Origin of the sequence: Pseudobacillus badius, from assembly GCF_002189605.1 — a bacterium.
Taxonomy (GTDB): Bacteria; Bacillota; Bacilli; order Bacillales; family Domibacillaceae; genus Pseudobacillus; species Pseudobacillus badius.
The window spans coordinates 497,214-513,627 of sequence record NZ_MWMM01000003.1 but is presented as its reverse complement, the minus strand read 5'-3'; the positions used below and the strand labels follow the sequence as shown (position 1 = coordinate 513,627).

At 46.6% G+C, this 16,414-nt stretch carries 15 protein-coding genes; 14 read left to right on the top strand and 1 reads right to left on the bottom strand.

Translation table 11 applies throughout. The features are described from left to right. The first annotated feature begins 4 nt into the window (after nt 1–4). The 4 genes from icmF (at nt 5) to B1A98_RS08685 (ending at nt 6,132) form a co-directional block, all read left to right on the top strand. The gene (gene icmF / locus B1A98_RS08700; RefSeq protein ID WP_063384491.1) at nt 5–3,274 is read left to right on the top strand and encodes a fused isobutyryl-CoA mutase/GTPase IcmF; all 3,270 of its coding nucleotides are present in this window, start codon (nt 5–7) and stop codon (nt 3,272–3,274) included. A gap of 210 nt (nt 3,275–3,484) precedes the next feature. Next, nucleotides 3,485–3,706, top strand: coding sequence for a hypothetical protein (locus B1A98_RS08695; RefSeq protein WP_063384492.1), 222 nt, complete (start codon nt 3,485–3,487; stop codon nt 3,704–3,706). A gap of 91 nt (nt 3,707–3,797) precedes the next feature. Beyond that, nucleotides 3,798–4,334 carry a DNA-directed RNA polymerase subunit delta gene (rpoE, locus tag B1A98_RS08690; protein WP_063384493.1) on the top strand — a complete coding sequence of 179 codons (537 nt, stop codon included), beginning with the start codon at nt 3,798–3,800 and terminating at the stop codon, nt 4,332–4,334. Nucleotides 4,335–4,533: 199 nt separating this feature from the next. Next, entirely contained in the window at nt 4,534–6,132 is a 1,599-nt protein-coding gene (locus tag B1A98_RS08685) for a CTP synthase (protein WP_063384494.1), read from the top strand. A 51-nt stretch (nt 6,133–6,183) separates the two neighbouring features. Here the strand turns inward: B1A98_RS08685 and B1A98_RS08680 are convergent, their stop codons facing one another. Then, entirely contained in the window at nt 6,184–6,705 is a 522-nt protein-coding gene (locus B1A98_RS08680; RefSeq protein WP_063384495.1) for a DUF2529 domain-containing protein, read from the bottom strand. 189 nt (nt 6,706–6,894) lie between these two features. On the opposite strand from B1A98_RS08680, the gene B1A98_RS08675 reads away from it, so the two are divergent. From B1A98_RS08675 to prmC, 10 genes are all read left to right on the top strand, one after another. Beyond that, entirely contained in the window at nt 6,895–7,257 is a 363-nt protein-coding gene (locus B1A98_RS08675; RefSeq protein ID WP_041095439.1) for a response regulator, read from the top strand. Nucleotides 7,258–7,378: 121 nt separating this feature from the next. Next, complete coding sequence (locus B1A98_RS08670; RefSeq protein ID WP_041095438.1) at nt 7,379–8,245, top strand: class II fructose-bisphosphate aldolase; 867 nt, start codon at nt 7,379–7,381, stop codon at nt 8,243–8,245. A gap of 129 nt (nt 8,246–8,374) precedes the next feature. After that, nucleotides 8,375–9,022 (top strand): fructose-6-phosphate aldolase, encoded by a 648-nt coding sequence (gene fsa, locus B1A98_RS08665; protein WP_041095437.1) that lies wholly within the window; start codon nt 8,375–8,377, stop codon nt 9,020–9,022. 126 nt (nt 9,023–9,148) lie between these two features. Then, nucleotides 9,149–10,435, top strand: a complete 1,287-nt coding sequence (locus tag B1A98_RS08660; protein WP_041095435.1) for a UDP-N-acetylglucosamine 1-carboxyvinyltransferase — start codon at nt 9,149–9,151, stop codon at nt 10,433–10,435. Nucleotides 10,436–10,540: 105 nt separating this feature from the next. After that, entirely contained in the window at nt 10,541–11,506 is a 966-nt protein-coding gene (gene glpX / locus B1A98_RS08655; protein ID WP_063384496.1) for a class II fructose-bisphosphatase, read from the top strand. Nucleotides 11,507–11,906: 400 nt separating this feature from the next. Beyond that, nucleotides 11,907–13,190, top strand: coding sequence for a transcription termination factor Rho (gene rho / locus B1A98_RS08650; RefSeq protein WP_063384497.1), 1,284 nt, complete (start codon nt 11,907–11,909; stop codon nt 13,188–13,190). 135 nt (nt 13,191–13,325) lie between these two features. Beyond that, nucleotides 13,326–13,532 carry a 50S ribosomal protein L31 gene (gene rpmE, locus B1A98_RS08645; RefSeq protein ID WP_041095429.1) on the top strand — a complete coding sequence of 69 codons (207 nt, stop codon included), beginning with the start codon at nt 13,326–13,328 and terminating at the stop codon, nt 13,530–13,532. Between the two features lie 103 nt (nt 13,533–13,635). Beyond that, nucleotides 13,636–14,253: a thymidine kinase gene (locus B1A98_RS08640; RefSeq protein ID WP_063384855.1), complete on the top strand. Its 618-nt coding sequence runs from the start codon at nt 13,636–13,638 to the stop codon at nt 14,251–14,253. Between the two features lie 230 nt (nt 14,254–14,483). Continuing rightward, entirely contained in the window at nt 14,484–15,554 is a 1,071-nt protein-coding gene (gene prfA / locus B1A98_RS08635; protein WP_063384498.1) for a peptide chain release factor 1, read from the top strand. 1 nt (nt 15,555) lies between these two features. Beyond that, complete coding sequence (gene prmC / locus B1A98_RS08630; protein WP_063384499.1) at nt 15,556–16,410, top strand: peptide chain release factor N(5)-glutamine methyltransferase; 855 nt, start codon at nt 15,556–15,558, stop codon at nt 16,408–16,410. Nucleotides 16,411–16,414: the final 4 nt, after the last annotated feature.

The following is a 16,414-nucleotide window of genomic DNA, read 5'->3' as shown; positions in this document are numbered from 1 at the left end:
AGATATGGGTCAGACAGTGGAGGTTTATAAACCGAAACATCATATTCGTTTTGTGACAGCTTCCAGCCTTTTTGATGGACACGATGCATCGATTAATATTATGCGCCGCATTTTGCAGTCAAGCGGCGCTGAGGTGATCCACCTCGGCCATAACCGTTCGGTGGAAGAGGTTGTCAATGCCGCTATTCAGGAGGACGTGCAGGGGATTGCGATTTCTTCTTATCAGGGCGGCCATGTTGAATATTTTAAGTATATGTATGACCTGCTCAAGGAAAGAGGCTGTCCGCATATCCGTATTTACGGAGGCGGAGGCGGAGTCATTATTCCCCGAGAAATAAAAGAACTCCATGATTATGGCATTGCTCGGATATTTTCTCCGGAAGACGGCCGTGTGAATGGCTTGCAAGGCATGATTAACAGGATGATGCAGGAATGTGATTTCTCCACTGTTTCCGGCAATCTAGGAGAAGAAATCAATAAGCTTCCAAGCGGGGAGATTACAGCTGTGGCGAGATTAATCTCGCTGGCGGAGAACCAGATAGAGGCGAGTAAAGAAGAAAAAGCAGAAGCAGCTGCGGCCTTTGAACAAATTCAGTCTTTAGGGAAAGAAGCGCCGGTGATCGGCATTACGGGTACAGGAGGAGCAGGGAAAAGCTCTTTGACCGATGAGCTGATCCGCCGCTTCCTTAATGAATTATCTGATAAGAAAATCGCTATTTTATCAGTGGACCCAACGAAGCAAAAAACAGGCGGAGCGCTTTTAGGGGATCGCATCCGCATGAATGCCATTTTTTCCGACCGGGTATTTATGCGCAGCCTCGCCACCCGTAATTCCCGCTCGGAGCTGTCGCTCGCGATTCAAGATGCCATTCGTGTGGTTAAGGCCGCTGGTTACGACCTGATTATTGTAGAAACGAGCGGAATCGGCCAGGGAGATGCGGAGATTACTGAAATTTCGGATTTGTCAATGTATGTGATGACAAGTGAATTCGGGGCTCCTTCCCAGCTCGAGAAAATTGATATGATCGACTACGCTGATTTAGTTGTCATTAACAAGTTCGAACGGAAAGGATCGGAGGACGCCAGGCGCCAAGTTCAAAAGCAATACCAGCGCAGCCGCAGCTTGTTTGAGGAGCCGCTCGATAAAATGCCGGTGTACGGAACGATTGCCAGTCAATTCAATGATCAGGGGACGAACGCTTTATTTGCCGCCCTGGTTGAAAAGATCAATGAAAAAGCTGGGACCGACTGGGAAGTGTCTTTCAGCAAAGAAGTGGATGTCGAAAAGCAGAATGTCATTATTCCGAACGACCGCCGCTACTATTTGCGGGAAATTACAGAAACGGTCCGGCGCTATCATCAGAAGGCAGAGGAGCAGGAGCACCTTGCCCGCCGGCTGTTCCAGCTGGAGGGAGCACTGGAGGAAGCCAAGGCGAACCGTGCAGGCCAGGAGGTGATCCGTCCGCTGGAAACATTTAAAGCCGCAGTTGAGGAGCAGCTGACGCCGGAATCGAAAAAGATATTGGCCGGGTGGAAAGAACTGAAGGAAACGTATGCCGCTTCTAAGTATGTTACTAAAATCCGCGACAAAGAAATTGTTACTGAGCTGACAACGACGAGCTTGTCCGGACTTAAAATTCCGAAAGTCGTTCTGCCGAAATTTACAGACTACGGAGAAATCCTGCGCTGGGTGTATAAAGAAAACAGGCCGGGCTTCTTCCCATATACCGCTGGTGTCTTTCCGTTTAAGCGGAAGGGAGAAGATCCGAAGCGGCAGTTTGCCGGAGAGGGCACGCCGGAGCGGACGAACCGCCGTTTTCACTATCTGTCTAAAGATGACGATGCCAAACGGTTAAGCACCGCTTTTGATTCGGTGACGCTATATGGAGAAGACCCGGATTACCGTCCGGATATTTATGGGAAGGTCGGCGAAAGCGGGGTCAGCATCTGTACGCTTGAGGATATGAAAAAGCTGTATGACGGTTTTGATCTTTGCCACCCGTCCACCTCAGTATCGATGACGATTAACGGCCCGGCCCCGATCATTTTGGCGATGTTTATGAATACAGCGATTGATCAGCAGGTGAAGCGCAAAGAAGAAGAGCTTGGCCGCGTGCTGACGGTGGAAGAATTTACTGAAGTGCGGGCCCAAACGCTAAAGACAGTCCGGGGAACCGTCCAGGCTGATATTTTGAAAGAGGATCAGGGGCAAAATACATGCATCTTCTCAACAGAATTTGCCTTGCGGATGATGGGGGATATCCAGCAATATTTCATTGATTACGCAGTTCGCAATTATTATTCTGTCTCCATTTCCGGCTACCACATCGCTGAAGCCGGCGCCAATCCGATTTCGCAGCTTGCGTTCACATTGGCAAACGGATTTACGTATGTGGAGTATTATTTAAGCCGCGGCATGGCGATCGATGACTTTGCGCCGAATTTATCCTTCTTTTTCTCCAATGGCCTTGATCCTGAATACACAGTCATTGGGCGTGTAGCACGGCGGATTTGGGCAGTAGCCATGCGTGAGAAATACGGGGCCAATGAGCGCTCTCAAAAGCTTAAGTATCACATTCAAACATCGGGCCGGTCCTTGCATGCTCAGGAAATTGATTTCAATGATATCCGGACCACGCTGCAGGCGTTAATGGCTTTGCAGGATAACTGCAACTCTCTGCATACAAATGCATATGATGAGGCGATTACAACTCCGACCGAGGAATCGGTCCGCCGCGCGATGGCCATTCAATTGATTATTACCAAAGAACATGGATTGTCGAAAAATGAAAATCCTCTTCAAGGCTCTTTTATTGTTGAAGAATTGACGGACCTTGTGGAAGAAGCGGTATTGAAGGAGTTTGAACGTCTGGATGACCGCGGGGGAGTGCTTGGCGCAATGGAAACGCAATATCAAAGGGGAAAAATCCAGGAAGAGTCCATGCATTATGAAATGCTGAAGCATACGGGAGAGCTTCCGATTATCGGCGTGAACACATACTTGAACCCCAACCCGCCATCTGAAGAGGAAATTAACAGCATGGAGCTGGCACGAGCCACGAAGGAAGAGAAAGAACACCAGATCACTGAACTGCAAGCTTTCCAGCAAAAGCATAAACAAGAGGCCGAAAAAGCATTGAAGCGCCTCAAGGAAACAGCTGTAAACGGGGGCAATATTTTTGCCGAGTTAATGGAGACGGTGAAAGTGGCCAGTCTTGGCCAGATTACAACTGCTCTCTATGAAGTCGGCGGACAATACCGAAGAAATATGTAAAGCAGGACAGCCGTGAAAGAATGGCCTTTCTTTCACGGTGTTTTTTTCATTAGGTAAGATTATAATTGTAAAATAAAGGGTAACTTAATGGGAAAAGGCCGATTTTTGCGCAATTGCCCCTAAAGTTTTTTATAAAATGGGCGGATTTTTACTTTTATAATGATTGCTGAAGAGTATACAATAAGAAAAGGGTAAAAGGCGGGGTGTGAAATGATGAAGCAAATAGTGAACTTTATAGTGATCGGCGCCTGCGTGCCTGCCGCTGTTTGGCTTTATCAAATCCAGCTTGGAGCAGTGCCTTTTCTTGTACTGGCCCTTTTCTTGTTTTATCTCATGCGGACAGAGATGAAAAAAGACCGTCCATCCGCCGCTTCTTCTGAAGAAATCCTTCCGGAGAAGACGGACAAAAAAAAAGCGGAAATCGTTACATAAATATGGCATAATGAAAGCGTCGATGTTTATAATGGTGAATATGACCTTTTTCACTCAATAGAGTGCGTAAATAGAGAAGGGAAGTGCGGATGTGAATTTGAAGCAACTGTCTAAAGAAGAATTGAAGGAAATGTCCTTTATTGAAATCGCTTATGCTCTTTTGAAAGAGAGCAGAGAGCCTGCAGCATTTCAGGAAATACTTTCTCAAATCCAGGAGTATCAAGAGTTGAGCGAGGCTGAATTAAAAGCGCGCATGATTCAATTTTATACGGATCTGAATATCGACGGCCGTTTTATTACATTCGGAGAAAATCGCTGGGGCCTTCGTGCTTGGTATCCAGTGGATCAGTTAGAAGAGGAAGCAGCGCCGGCTGTAAAAGCGAAAAAGAAGAAAACGAAGAAAGTGGTAAAAGAAGAGCCGGATTTCGAAGAAGAAGAGCTCGAGGAAGAGGAAGAGCTTGAGGATGATCTTGACTTTGAAGACGAGGATCTTGACGAGCTTGACGAAGAAGTGGACAGCCTTGACGACCTAGATGATTTGGAAGAGGACGACGACGAATTCGAAGAAGATCTCGGCGAAGAGGATGAGTACGATTTAGATGACGAAGAGGAAGAAGACTTAAAATAAAGAAAATTAATCTTTTCTTGACTTCCTTTATCTCAAATTGTAGTATTTTATTTGGGCTCTCGAAAGAGACATGATTAATGCTTATAACGCTCCCTTTACTTTTTAAGTAATGGGGCGTTTTTGTTTTTTTTGCCCCAATAAGATTTGTGTATTCATTTAATCAATAAAAGAAACAATAGATTGAAGGGGGCTTTTCAAGTTGACTAAATATATTTTTGTGACAGGCGGGGTTGTTTCTTCTTTAGGAAAAGGGATTACAGCTGCTTCTTTGGGACGCTTGTTGAAAAACCGTGGGTTAAAGGTGACTATTCAAAAGTTCGATCCATACATTAACGTCGATCCCGGAACAATGAGTCCCTACCAGCATGGAGAGGTATTCGTAACCGATGACGGAGCGGAAACCGATTTAGACCTTGGCCACTACGAACGTTTCATTGACATTAACTTAAATAAGTACAGCAATGTCACTACAGGTAAAATCTATTCAACAGTATTGCGCAAAGAGCGCCGCGGCGAATATTTAGGCGGAACAGTCCAAGTCATTCCGCATATTACAAATGAAATCAAAGATCGTGTCTTCCTTGCAGGCAGAGAGACAAAAGCGGATGTCGTCATTACAGAGATCGGCGGAACAGTAGGGGATATCGAGTCTTTGCCGTTCTTGGAAGCTATCCGCCAAATCAAAAGCGATGTGGGTGCCGATAATGTAATGTATATCCACTGTACGCTGATTCCATATTTAAAAGCGGCGGGCGAGATGAAAACGAAGCCGACTCAGCACAGCGTGAAAGAACTGCGCAGCCTGGGCATTCAGCCAAATATTATTGTCGTTCGGACAGAGCTTCCTGTTTCACAGGAAATGAAAGACAAGCTGGCTTTATTCTGTGACATCGCGCCTGAAGCGGTCATTGAAGCGATGGATGCAGACACGCTATATGCCGTTCCGCTTTCTCTTCAAGAGCAAAAGATGGATGAGCTGGTTTGCCGCCATTTAAAACTTCAATGCCATGATGCAGAAATGGATGATTGGACAGCGCTCGTTGATAAAGTGCGCAACCTGTCCAAGAAAACCAAAATTGCTCTTGTTGGTAAATATGTAGAGCTGCAAGATGCATACATCTCTGTAGTGGAAGCTTTGCGCCACGCAGGTTATGCCTTTGATGCAGATATCGAGATCGACTGGGTAAATGCAGCTGAACTACTTGCTGAAGATGTAGAAGAGCGCTTGAAAGACGCAGACGGAATTTTAGTGCCGGGCGGTTTCGGTGATCGCGGAATCTCCGGTAAGATTGAAGCAATTAAATATGCGCGCGAAAACAAAGTGCCGCTATTTGGCATTTGTCTCGGCATGCAGCTTGCTTCCATTGAATATGCGCGAAACGTTGTTCAGCTAGAGGAAGCGAATTCATCTGAAATTGATCCAAAAACTCCATATCCGGTAATCGACTTGCTTCCGGAACAAAAAGACGTTGAAGATCTTGGCGGAACACTTCGCCTCGGCCTGTACCCATGTAAATTACAAAAGGGAACAAAGGCTTACGAAGCTTATCAAGATGAAGTAGTATATGAGCGTCATCGCCATCGCTACGAATTTAATAACGAGTTCCGCGAGGTTATGGAGAAAAAAGGATTCATTTTCTCCGGTACAAGCCCGGACGGCCGTTTAGTGGAAATCATCGAGCTTGAAGATCATCCGTGGTTTGTGGCAGCTCAGTTCCATCCGGAATTCACGTCACGTCCGACTCGTCCGCAGCCGCTTTTCCGTGCGTTCGTTGGAGCGACTTTGGCGAATAAATAAGATTGAAAAAAAGCCTTTAAAGCGCCATGCTTTAAAGGCTTTTTCAGTCTACTATTCCAGCTCCTGCAAAATTTCCTCAATGGTCAGTTTGAGGGCAAAGTAAATATAAAGCGCGGCGAGGCTGGAAGGAAACCCTGTCCGGCCGCCATTTTCGTCAGGAAGCAGTCCTTTAGTCAGCTTTGTATCAATAAAGACGTCGGCCATTTCAGCTAATGACGGCTCCTCATTTGGCATGCGTCCGGCAGCGGCAACGAAAGGAATGCCCCGCTCCCTGAGAGCAGCGGCGGCCGCTGCAGCTTCAGGGTCATGGGCAAAGCGGCTGACAAGCAGCACCCGGTCGTGTTCGGCCAGATCATCCATTGAATCCAATGGACAGCCGCATGGCAGCGGTTCGGCCCCTGACACTGCTTCGGCTTCTACAGCTTTCATTTCCTGAAATCCTTTTATGTGAATCTTTCCTTCACCGACAGCGGCTTGCGCAAGCAGGCGGGCACCATCTTCTATTTGGTCCGCTTCTTTATCGGCAATTCGCTGGAAAAGGCCATTTAATTGAGTGGTCAGCATTTTTAACATGGTTCGTCCTCCTTGATTGTGAAGTATATTATACATGTCTTTGAACTTTGGAGCAAAAGTCATAAATTATTTCCGCAGGCAGGAATTTCTAGTAGCTAACTAGAATTAAATTAGACATAAAGGGGAAAGAGTCAGTTGTTTTAAACCGTACATAGCAGAAAGACAATAAAGATCAAAGGGGCGAGGCAATTGAATGGGAAAATACTTATTGTAGATGATCAGTTTGGGATACGCATCCTGTTAAACGAAGTGCTTCAAAAGGAAGGGTATGAAACATTTCAAGCGGCGAATGGCATACAAGCTCTCGAAATTGTAGATAATCATTCGCCGGATCTGGTGCTGCTGGATATGAAAATCCCCGGGATGGACGGCATTGAGATTTTGAAGCGGATGAGACAGAAAGATGAAAGCATCCGAGTGATTATTATGACGGCTTACGGGGAGCTGGATATGATTCAAAAGGCGAAAGACCTGGGGGCGCTGACTCACTTTGCCAAACCTTTTGACATTGACGATATTCGCAAAACAGTGAAAGAATACATAGTTTCTTAAAGTGAAACCGGCTGCTTTTACATTGGTAAAGGGCCGGTTATTTTGGTATGATACAAATGTAAATTTATTCGAAAGTGTATACTAAGATGTGTATTTTAGTTCATCAAGGAGGAAAATCATTATGCCTTTAGTTTCCATGACAGAAATGCTCAATAAAGCAAAAGAAGAGAAATATGCTGTTGGCCAATTTAATTTGAACAACCTTGAATTTACACAAGCTATTTTACAAGCAGCAGAAGAAGAGAAATCACCGGTTATTCTTGGTGTATCTGAAGGGGCAGCGCGCTATATGGGCGGCTTCAAGTTTGTTGTTGCTATGGTAAAGGCGTTAATGGAAGAGTATAAAGTGACGGTGCCGGTCGCTATTCATTTAGATCATGGCTCCAGCTTTGAAATGTGTGCAAAAGCGATTCAAGCAGGCTTCACATCTGTTATGATTGATGGCTCTCACCATCCATTAGAAGAAAACATTGCTTTAACGAAAAAAGTGGTAGAGCTTGCTCATATTCACGGAGTATCTGTTGAAGCAGAGCTTGGCCGCATCGGCGGGCAGGAAGACGATCTGATTGTGGAAGATGCGGAAGCTGCTTATGCGATTCCAGCAGAATGTGATCAATTGGTGCGTGAAACAGGAGTGGATTGCTTTGCTCCAGCTCTTGGCTCCGTTCATGGCCCATACAAAGGAGAGCCAAAACTGGGCTTTGACCGCATGGAGGAAGTTATGAACCTGACAGGTGTTCCGCTCGTGCTTCATGGCGGAACAGGCATCCCGACAAAAGATATTCAACGCGCGATTTCACTTGGAACGGCCAAAATTAATGTGAATACAGAAAATCAAATAGCGTCAGCGAAAACAGTGCGCGAAGTTCTTGCCGAAAAACCAGATCTGTATGATCCGCGTAAATACCTAGGACCGGCGCGTGAAACGATTAAAGAAACTGTTAAAGGAAAAATGCGCGAATTCGGTTCATCTGGAAAGGCGCAATGATTGGATAAAGACGCATAAAGAGACCGCCTTAGTTACATAAGGCGGTTTAAATTTAGAAAAGCGGAAGGCGCCCGTTCTGAAATTTTCTTTCGGCATGGGAGCCGCCCAACAATAAGGAGAGAATGAATCATGAAATTATTTATCGATACAGCGAATATGGAAGAAATTAAAGAAGCCCATTCTTGGGGCATCTTATCCGGCGTGACAACGAATCCGTCCCTGGTGGCAAAGGAAACTGTTCCTTTTCATGATCGCCTTCGCGAAATCACTGATCTAGTCAGCGAGTCTGTCAGCGCCGAGGTTATTTCCCTTGATGCAGAGGGAATGATTAAAGAGGGCCGCGAATTAGCAAAGATTGCCCCAAATATTACGGTAAAGGTGCCAATGACGCCAGACGGATTGAAAGCGGTCGCGGTTTTTGCGAAAGAAGGCATTAAAACTAACGTCACATTGATTTTTAGTGCCAACCAGGCGCTATTGGCCGCCAGAGCCGGAGCTTCTTACGTTTCTCCATTTTTAGGCCGCCTCGACGACATCGGCCACAACGGATTGGATCTGATTGAAACCATCGCTTCTATTTTTGCGATTCATGGGATTGAAACAGAAATTATTGCCGCTTCTATCCGTCATCCGCAGCATATTACGGATGCAGCATTGCGCGGTGCCCACATTGCAACGGTGCCGTTTAAGGTGTTAAATCAAATGTTTAATCATCCATTAACCGATAAAGGAATTGAAGCTTTTCTAGCTGATTGGGAAAAGCGCCAAGTAAAATAAAATCATTTTTTTACATGTTTTTACTTGGTTGGGATAAACTATGACCAACGAAAATTTTTGCCAAGGTATGATGGAATAATTCTTTTTTTCGATGCTTAGCCAGTGCGTGAAGGAAGGGAGCATAACATGGAAAAGCTGAAAATTGTAGGAGGGCATCCGCTAAGAGGCACAATTAAAGTAGACGGGGCAAAAAACAGCGCGGTTGCTTTAGTGCCTGCTACTATTTTGGCGGAATCCCCAGTAACAATTGAAGGAATGCCCGATATTTCCGATATTCATATTCTGAAAGGATTGCTTGAGGAGATCGGCGGCCAAGTCACCTTTCAAAACGGTGAAATGGTTGTTGATCCGGCAGGCATGGTAGCTATGCCTTTGCCGAATGGCAAGGTGAAAAAGCTGCGCGCTTCCTATTACTTAATGGGGGCCATGCTCGGAAAGTTTAAGAAAGCGGTTATTGGCTTGCCGGGAGGGTGCCACCTTGGCCCGCGGCCGATCGACCAGCATATTAAAGGGTTCGAAGCTCTTGGAGCAGAAGTGACAAATGAGCAGGGCGCCATTTATCTGCGGGCGAATGAGCTGCGGGGAGCAAGAATTTATCTTGATGTAGTCAGTGTAGGAGCAACCATCAATATTATGCTGGCCGCTGTCAAGGCAAAAGGGCAGACCGTTATTGAAAACGCGGCAAAAGAACCGGAAATTATTGATGTGGCTACACTTTTAAATAACATGGGCGCCAAAATTAAAGGTGCGGGCACCGATATTATCCGTATTGATGGTGTGGACAAGCTGGACGGCTGCCGCCACACGATTATTCCCGACCGGATTGAAGCAGGAACATTTATGATTTTGGCAGCAGCGGCAGGGGATGGCATTGTGATTGATAATGTCATTCCTCTTCACTTGGAGTCGTTGACAGCGAAGCTCCGGGAGATGAATGTACCGGTAGAGATCGGCGATGACCAAATTTTCGTCGGCCGGGCTGAAAAGCTGAAGGCCGTTGATATCAAAACACTCGTTTATCCGGGGTTTCCGACCGACCTGCAGCAGCCGTTTACTTCACTTTTAACAAGGGCAGAAGGCTCTTCAATTGTTACGGATACAATTTATTCCGCGCGTTTTAAGCATATCGATGAATTGCGCAGAATGAATGCTGTCATGAAAGTAGAGGGCCGCTCAGCTGTCATCAATGGGCCGGTTCAGCTTAAGGGAGCGAAAGTGAAGGCGAGCGACCTGCGAGCAGGGGCTGCTCTTGTGATCGCCGGCTTAATGGCGGAAGGATTAACAGAAGTGACCGGACTTGAGCATATTGATAGAGGCTACAGCATGCTTGTGGAAAAACTGAGACTCCTTGGTGCCGAGCTTTGGCGTGAAAACTTATCAGAGGAAGATCTTGGACAAATGAAAAGCGGCTGAATTCTTCCCCTCATTTCCCGTTTAATGTGTTACAATATATATGTTAATTAGGTTATACTCATGAGAATGTAAAATTGTAGCTCTAATACGGGAGGAAAATATAAAATGGAAAGAAGTTTATCAATGGAGCTTGTCCGTGTAACGGAAGCAGCCGCTTTATCATCTGCACGCTGGATGGGCAGAGGACAGAAAATGGAAGCGGACGATGCTGCTACGACCGCTATGCGTAACGTGTTTGACACGATTCCAATGAAAGGCACCGTAGTCATCGGCGAAGGAGAGATGGATGAAGCTCCAATGCTGTATATCGGTGAGAAGCTTGGCACCGGATCTGGCCCGCTTGTGGACATCGCCGTAGATCCGCTTGAAGGCACAAACATCGTCGCTTCAGGCGGCTGGAATGCCTTGGCAGTACTTGCCGTAGCAGACCATGGCAACTTGCTCCACGCACCTGATATGTATATGGATAAAATCGCAGTCGGTCCCGAAGCGGTCGGACAAATTGATATTAATGCCTCTGTGATTGATAATTTAAAAGCGGTCGCTAAAGCGAAAAACAAGGATATTGAAGATGTGGTTGCTACGGTGTTAAACCGTCCGCGCCACGAAGAGATCATTGCTCAGCTTCGCGAAGCGGGCGCCCGCATTAAATTAATAGAAGACGGCGACGTAGCAGCGGCGATCAACACGGCCTTTGATCAGACAGGTGTCGATATTCTATTCGGTTCCGGCGGCGCTCCTGAAGGGGTTATCTCAGCCGTTGCGCTCAAATGCCTCGGCGGAGAAATCCAAGGAAGATTGCTTCCGCAAAATGAGGAAGAAATTAAACGTTGTGAGAAGATGGGCATTGACTTGAAGCAAGTGCTTCGCATGGAAGATCTTGTGCGCGGTGACGATGCCATTTTTGCAGCGACTGGCGTAACAGACGGCGAATTGCTTCGCGGTGTTCAATTTAAAGGTTCGCACGGACAAACTCATTCTGTTGTTATGAGAGCAAAATCCGGCACGGTCCGTTTTGTTGACGGCCGTCACAGCTTGGAGAAAAAACCGCACTTAGTTATGAAGCCTTAATCAACGAATAACTGTTTTTATTTATGATCATTCAACAGCATGGAGCGGGCTTGCGCCGGGAATTACCGGCTCTTCAGCCTGCCTTTGCTGTTTTTCAACACCACTCACAATATCGCCCGGTATGGATACCAGTGAAAGATTCCCTCCTTTTTTATTCAGTGATTGCGGCATTTACCCGAACAGGTTAAAATAGATATTATTTTAAGCAAAAGCCGATCATGCCTGGGGCAAGATGGGAAATCGATGTTTCCCTTCATGGAAACGGCCCGGCATCGAGCAGGCTGAGAATACGGTCATCGACCGGCCTGAATAGGAGCACAGATCAGGCGCGGCTGGCGAAAGAAAGAACCGCTCATCTTATCTATATAGGATGAGAATTAAATAAAAGTGTGGTGCCCAAATGGAAGAGTTAACAATTTCTTATTTAGAGAATTTAAAATTAAAGGAACTTTATGAGCTTGCGCGCACATACAAGATTTCCTATTACAGCAAACTCACGAAAAAAGAATTAATCTTTGCAATTTTGAAAGCGCGCGCCGAGGAACAGGGCTTCTTTTTTATGGAAGGCGTTCTTGAAATTATCCAATCTGAAGGCTTTGGTTTTTTAAGACCGATCAACTATTCGCCAAGCTCTGAAGATATTTATATTTCTGCTTCACAAATCCGCCGGTTTGATTTAAGAAACGGTGACAAAGTATCTGGTAAAGTGCGCCCTCCGAAAGAAAATGAGCGTTACTATGGCCTCCTGCACGTTGAAGCGGTAAATGGAGATGATCCTGAATCTGCTAAAGAGCGTGTCCACTTTCCAGCATTAACTCCTTTATATCCGGATCGCCAAATTAAGCTTGAAACGACTCCAAGAAATCTGTCAACGCGAATCATGGACTTAATTTCACCTGTCGGCTTTGGCCAGCGGGGATTAATTGTGGCGCCGCCAAAAGCAGGGAAAACCATTTTGCTGAAAGAGATCGCCAATTCGATCACCGCTAACCATCCAGAAGCAGAATTGATTGTTTTGCTTATCGATGAGCGTCCAGAAGAGGTAACTGACATTGAACGGTCTGTTGAAGCGGAAGTGATCAGCTCGACCTTTGATGCCGTGCCGGAAAATCATATTAAAGTAGCTGAACTTGTGCTGGAGCGGGCAATGCGCCTCGTCGAGCATAAGCGCGACGTCATTATTTTGATGGACAGCATCACAAGGCTGGCTCGGGCCTATAACCTTGTCATTCCGCCGAGCGGACGCACGCTTTCCGGGGGGATTGATCCGGCCGCATTCCATCGCCCGAAACGCTTTTTCGGCGCGGCGCGCAACATCGAAGAAGGCGGCAGCCTGACGATCTTGGCGACGGCCCTTGTTGATACCGGCTCACGGATGGACGATGTGATTTATGAAGAATTTAAAGGAACTGGAAACATGGAGCTTCATCTGGATCGTTCCCTTGCTGAGCGCCGCATCTTCCCGGCTATCGATATTAGACGCTCAGGCACTCGGAAAGAAGAGCTGCTTATCGACAAAGAACAGCTTGATATGATCTGGTCGATCCGCAAAACAATGTCTGATTCACCGGATCTTGCTGAGAAGTTCTTGCGCCGTCTCCGCCAGACAAAAACAAATGAGGAATTTGTTTCCCAGCTGGCAGAGGAAATAAAATCCGGCGGTTCTTCTAAACGAATTTTATAATTGCTATTTGATTTTTGGACAAACCCTTGTTATAATAATACAGTGTGCTTAGCCTATAAGTACGGGGTAATCTTGCCGTACTTCGTATAGACAACTCTGTTTCGAAATGATTCAGGGCGGAAGGAGATGACAAGAATGAAAGCAGCTATTCATCCAGATTATAAAAAAGCAATGGTGAAATGTGCATGCGGAAACGAGTTTGAAACTGGTTCCGTAAATCAGGAAATCCGCGTAGAGGTTTGCTCTGAGTGCCACCCATTCTATACTGGCCGTCAAAAATTCGCTGATGCTGGCGGACGTGTTGATCGCTTCAACAAAAAATACGGCATGAAGAATAAGTAATTGAACAATAAAAAACAGGCAAGGAGTTATCTATAACTGCTTGCCTGTTTTTTGCCTTTTGGGACTAAATGCAAAGCGGAAAGTTGAAAGTGAGGCTTATTCGATGTATGTGATGAAACAAACCGGGTGGGTGGAAGTCATTTGCGGCAGCATGTTTTCCGGGAAATCCGAGGAACTGATCCGCCGTGTCAGACGCGCTCAATTTGCCAAACAAGAGATCATGGTATTTAAGCCTAAAATTGATGATCGTTATAGTGAAGAGTCTGTTGTATCGCACAATGGCTCGGCGGTTATTGCTGTGCCGGTGGCAGAAGCAGCAGCTATTTTGGCGGCTGTCTCGTCAGATGTGGACATTGTTGCGATTGATGAGGCTCAGTTTTTTGATAAAGAGATTGTGTCGGTTGCCCAGCTGCTGGCCAACCGCGGCCATCGTGTCATCTTAGCCGGGCTTGACCAGGATTTCCGGGGAGAGCCGTTTGGGCCGATGCCTGCTTTGATGGCTATTGCTGAATTGGTCACGAAGCTTCAGGCCGTGTGCGCTGTCTGCGGATCGCCAGCCAGCCGGACCCAGCGTCTAATTAATGGCCAGCCGGCAGGCTATGATGATCCGGTTATTTTAGTAGGAGCATCCGAGAGTTATGAACCGCGCTGCCGTCACCATCACGAAGTGCCCCTTAGTTCTGTACATACACAGAAGGCAGCCGTAGAAAAAACTCAATAAGCAGCTAACAAGCGAGCGTCCGCGATGCTCGCTCAGCCGGCAGGCAAACTCATGTTTTATCGAGTTTGCCTGCCGGCTTTTTTAGTTTGTGTGAGGGTGGGAACGATTGATTTCCATTCGAGGCGCTTCGCTTTCCGCGGGGCAGCGGGCGCTGCTTTTCTTTTTACATTGTGCTGGTTTTTTCTATATATTATAATGATAACATTATGGACGAAATTTGAGGTGACGCTATGTTTGACCGTTTACAGGCGGTAGAGGACCGCTATGATAAGTTAAATGAACTGTTAAGCGATCCGGAGATTGTGAATAACCCGGCCAAGCTGAGAGATTATTCGAAGGAACAGTCGGACATTCAAGAGACCGTACTCGTGTATCGTGAATATAAAGAAGCAAAGCAGCAATATGAGGATGCCAAGGCGATGCTTGATGAAAAGCTGGATGCCGAGATGCGCGAAATGGTGAAAGAGGAAATTGGCGAATTAGAAGAGCAGCTTGAACAGCTGCAAGAGCGGCTGAAAATTCTTTTGATCCCGAAAGACCCGAACGATGATAAAAACGTGATCATGGAAATTCGCGGAGCAGCCGGCGGGGATGAGGCGGCGCTGTTTGCTGGTGATTTGTACCGCATGTATAGCCGTTATGCTGAGATGCAGGGCTGGAAAACCGAAGTGATTGAAGCGAATTCAACGGGACTTGGCGGCTATAAAGAAATTATTTTCATGATTAATGGAAAAGGCGCGTTTTCAAAAATGAAGTATGAAAATGGAGCGCATCGTGTGCAGCGTGTACCGGAAACGGAATCAGGCGGCCGTATTCATACATCCACAGCGACAGTGGCCTGTCTTCCTGAAGCGGAAGATGTGGAAGTGGACATTCACGAAAAAGATATTCGCGTGGATACCTTTGCGTCCAGCGGACCAGGCGGGCAAAGTGTCAATACCACGATGTCTGCTGTTCGTTTAACGCATCTTCCAACTGGCATTGTTGTTTCCTGCCAGGATGAAAAATCACAAATCAAAAATAAAGAAAAAGCCATGAAAGTGCTCCGCGCCCGCATATATGATAAATTTCAGCAGGAAGCTCAGGCAGAATATGATGCGCAAAGAAAATCAGCGGTCGGTTCAGGTGACCGTTCTGAGCGTATTCGCACATACAACTTCCCGCAAAACCGTGTGACTGACCATCGCATCGGATTAACCTTGCAAAAGCTGGATCAAATTTTGGAAGGCAAGCTGGATGAGGTGCTTGATGCCCTTATTATGGAAGAACAGTCTTCCAAGCTTGAGAACTTGCAGGATTAATATGACACAAAAGATATACGAGGCCCTGCGATGGGCTTCTTCTTTTTTACAAGAGCGGCAGCGGGATGAGAATGCGGGCGAGCTGCTTTTGCAGCACATATTAAAGATGAAACGGTCAGAACTCTTGGCGAATGTGCGCGAATCGCTGACAGAGCAGCAGCAGCACGCATTTGTGGAAATGGTCAGCCGTCATGGAGAAGGCGTGCCGATTCAGCATATGATTGGCGAAGAGCAGTTTTATGGACGAGACTTTATTGTAAATGAAGAGGTGTTAATTCCCCGGCCGGAGACAGAGGAGCTTGTTTGGCACGCGCTTGAGGGCATCCATCAGCATTTTGCCAAGAAGGAATTGACGCTGGCGGATATCGGCACCGGCAGCGGCGCAATTGCTGTAACGATGAAGCTTGAATGTCCGGAGCTTGCTGTATATGCTACGGATCTCTCAGAAAAAGCGCTACATACAGCGAAGCAGAACAGTGAGGCATTAGGGGCGGATATTTCTTTCTTCCAGGGCGATTTGCTGGCCCCGTTTATTGAAAAGGAAATCAAGCTCGATGTTGTTCTTTCTAATCCGCCCTATATTCCGCTGGCAGATCGGGAAGAGCTGTCAACGGTGGTGATCGATCATGAGCCGGAAATGGCTTTGTTCGGCGGAGAGGATGGGTTAGATATTTACCGGCGGCTGTGCAGGCAGCTGCCGGATGTGCTCCACTCGAAAGCCCTAGTCGGCTTTGAAATCGGAGCGGGCCAGGGAGAAGCGGTGGCGGCTTTGCTGCAAAGCGCTTTTCCGCAGGCGGCCGTCAGTGTGAAAAATGATATAAATGGCAAAGACCGAATGGTTTTTGCAAAAATTTAATAGT

What these genes read in the sequence shown, in the direction of transcription:
- icmF (WP_063384491.1), top strand. Translation starts at nt 5, where the DNA reads ATGGGTCAGACAGTGGAGGTTTATAAACCGAAACATCATATTCGTTTT.
- B1A98_RS08695 (WP_063384492.1), top strand. Translation starts at nt 3,485, where the DNA reads ATGATGAAGCAAATAGTGAACTTTATAGTGATCGGCGCCTGCGTGCCT.
- B1A98_RS08680 (WP_063384495.1), bottom strand. Translation starts at nt 6,705, where the DNA reads ATGTTAAAAATGCTGACCACTCAATTAAATGGCCTTTTCCAGCGAATT.
- B1A98_RS08670 (WP_041095438.1), top strand. Translation starts at nt 7,379, where the DNA reads ATGCCTTTAGTTTCCATGACAGAAATGCTCAATAAAGCAAAAGAAGAG.
- fsa (WP_041095437.1), top strand. Translation starts at nt 8,375, where the DNA reads ATGAAATTATTTATCGATACAGCGAATATGGAAGAAATTAAAGAAGCC.
- B1A98_RS08660 (WP_041095435.1), top strand. Translation starts at nt 9,149, where the DNA reads ATGGAAAAGCTGAAAATTGTAGGAGGGCATCCGCTAAGAGGCACAATT.
- glpX (WP_063384496.1), top strand. Translation starts at nt 10,541, where the DNA reads ATGGAAAGAAGTTTATCAATGGAGCTTGTCCGTGTAACGGAAGCAGCC.
- rho (WP_063384497.1), top strand. Translation starts at nt 11,907, where the DNA reads ATGGAAGAGTTAACAATTTCTTATTTAGAGAATTTAAAATTAAAGGAA.
- rpmE (WP_041095429.1), top strand. Translation starts at nt 13,326, where the DNA reads ATGAAAGCAGCTATTCATCCAGATTATAAAAAAGCAATGGTGAAATGT.
- B1A98_RS08640 (WP_063384855.1), top strand. Translation starts at nt 13,636, where the DNA reads ATGTATGTGATGAAACAAACCGGGTGGGTGGAAGTCATTTGCGGCAGC.
- prfA (WP_063384498.1), top strand. Translation starts at nt 14,484, where the DNA reads ATGTTTGACCGTTTACAGGCGGTAGAGGACCGCTATGATAAGTTAAAT.
- prmC (WP_063384499.1), top strand. Translation starts at nt 15,556, where the DNA reads ATGACACAAAAGATATACGAGGCCCTGCGATGGGCTTCTTCTTTTTTA.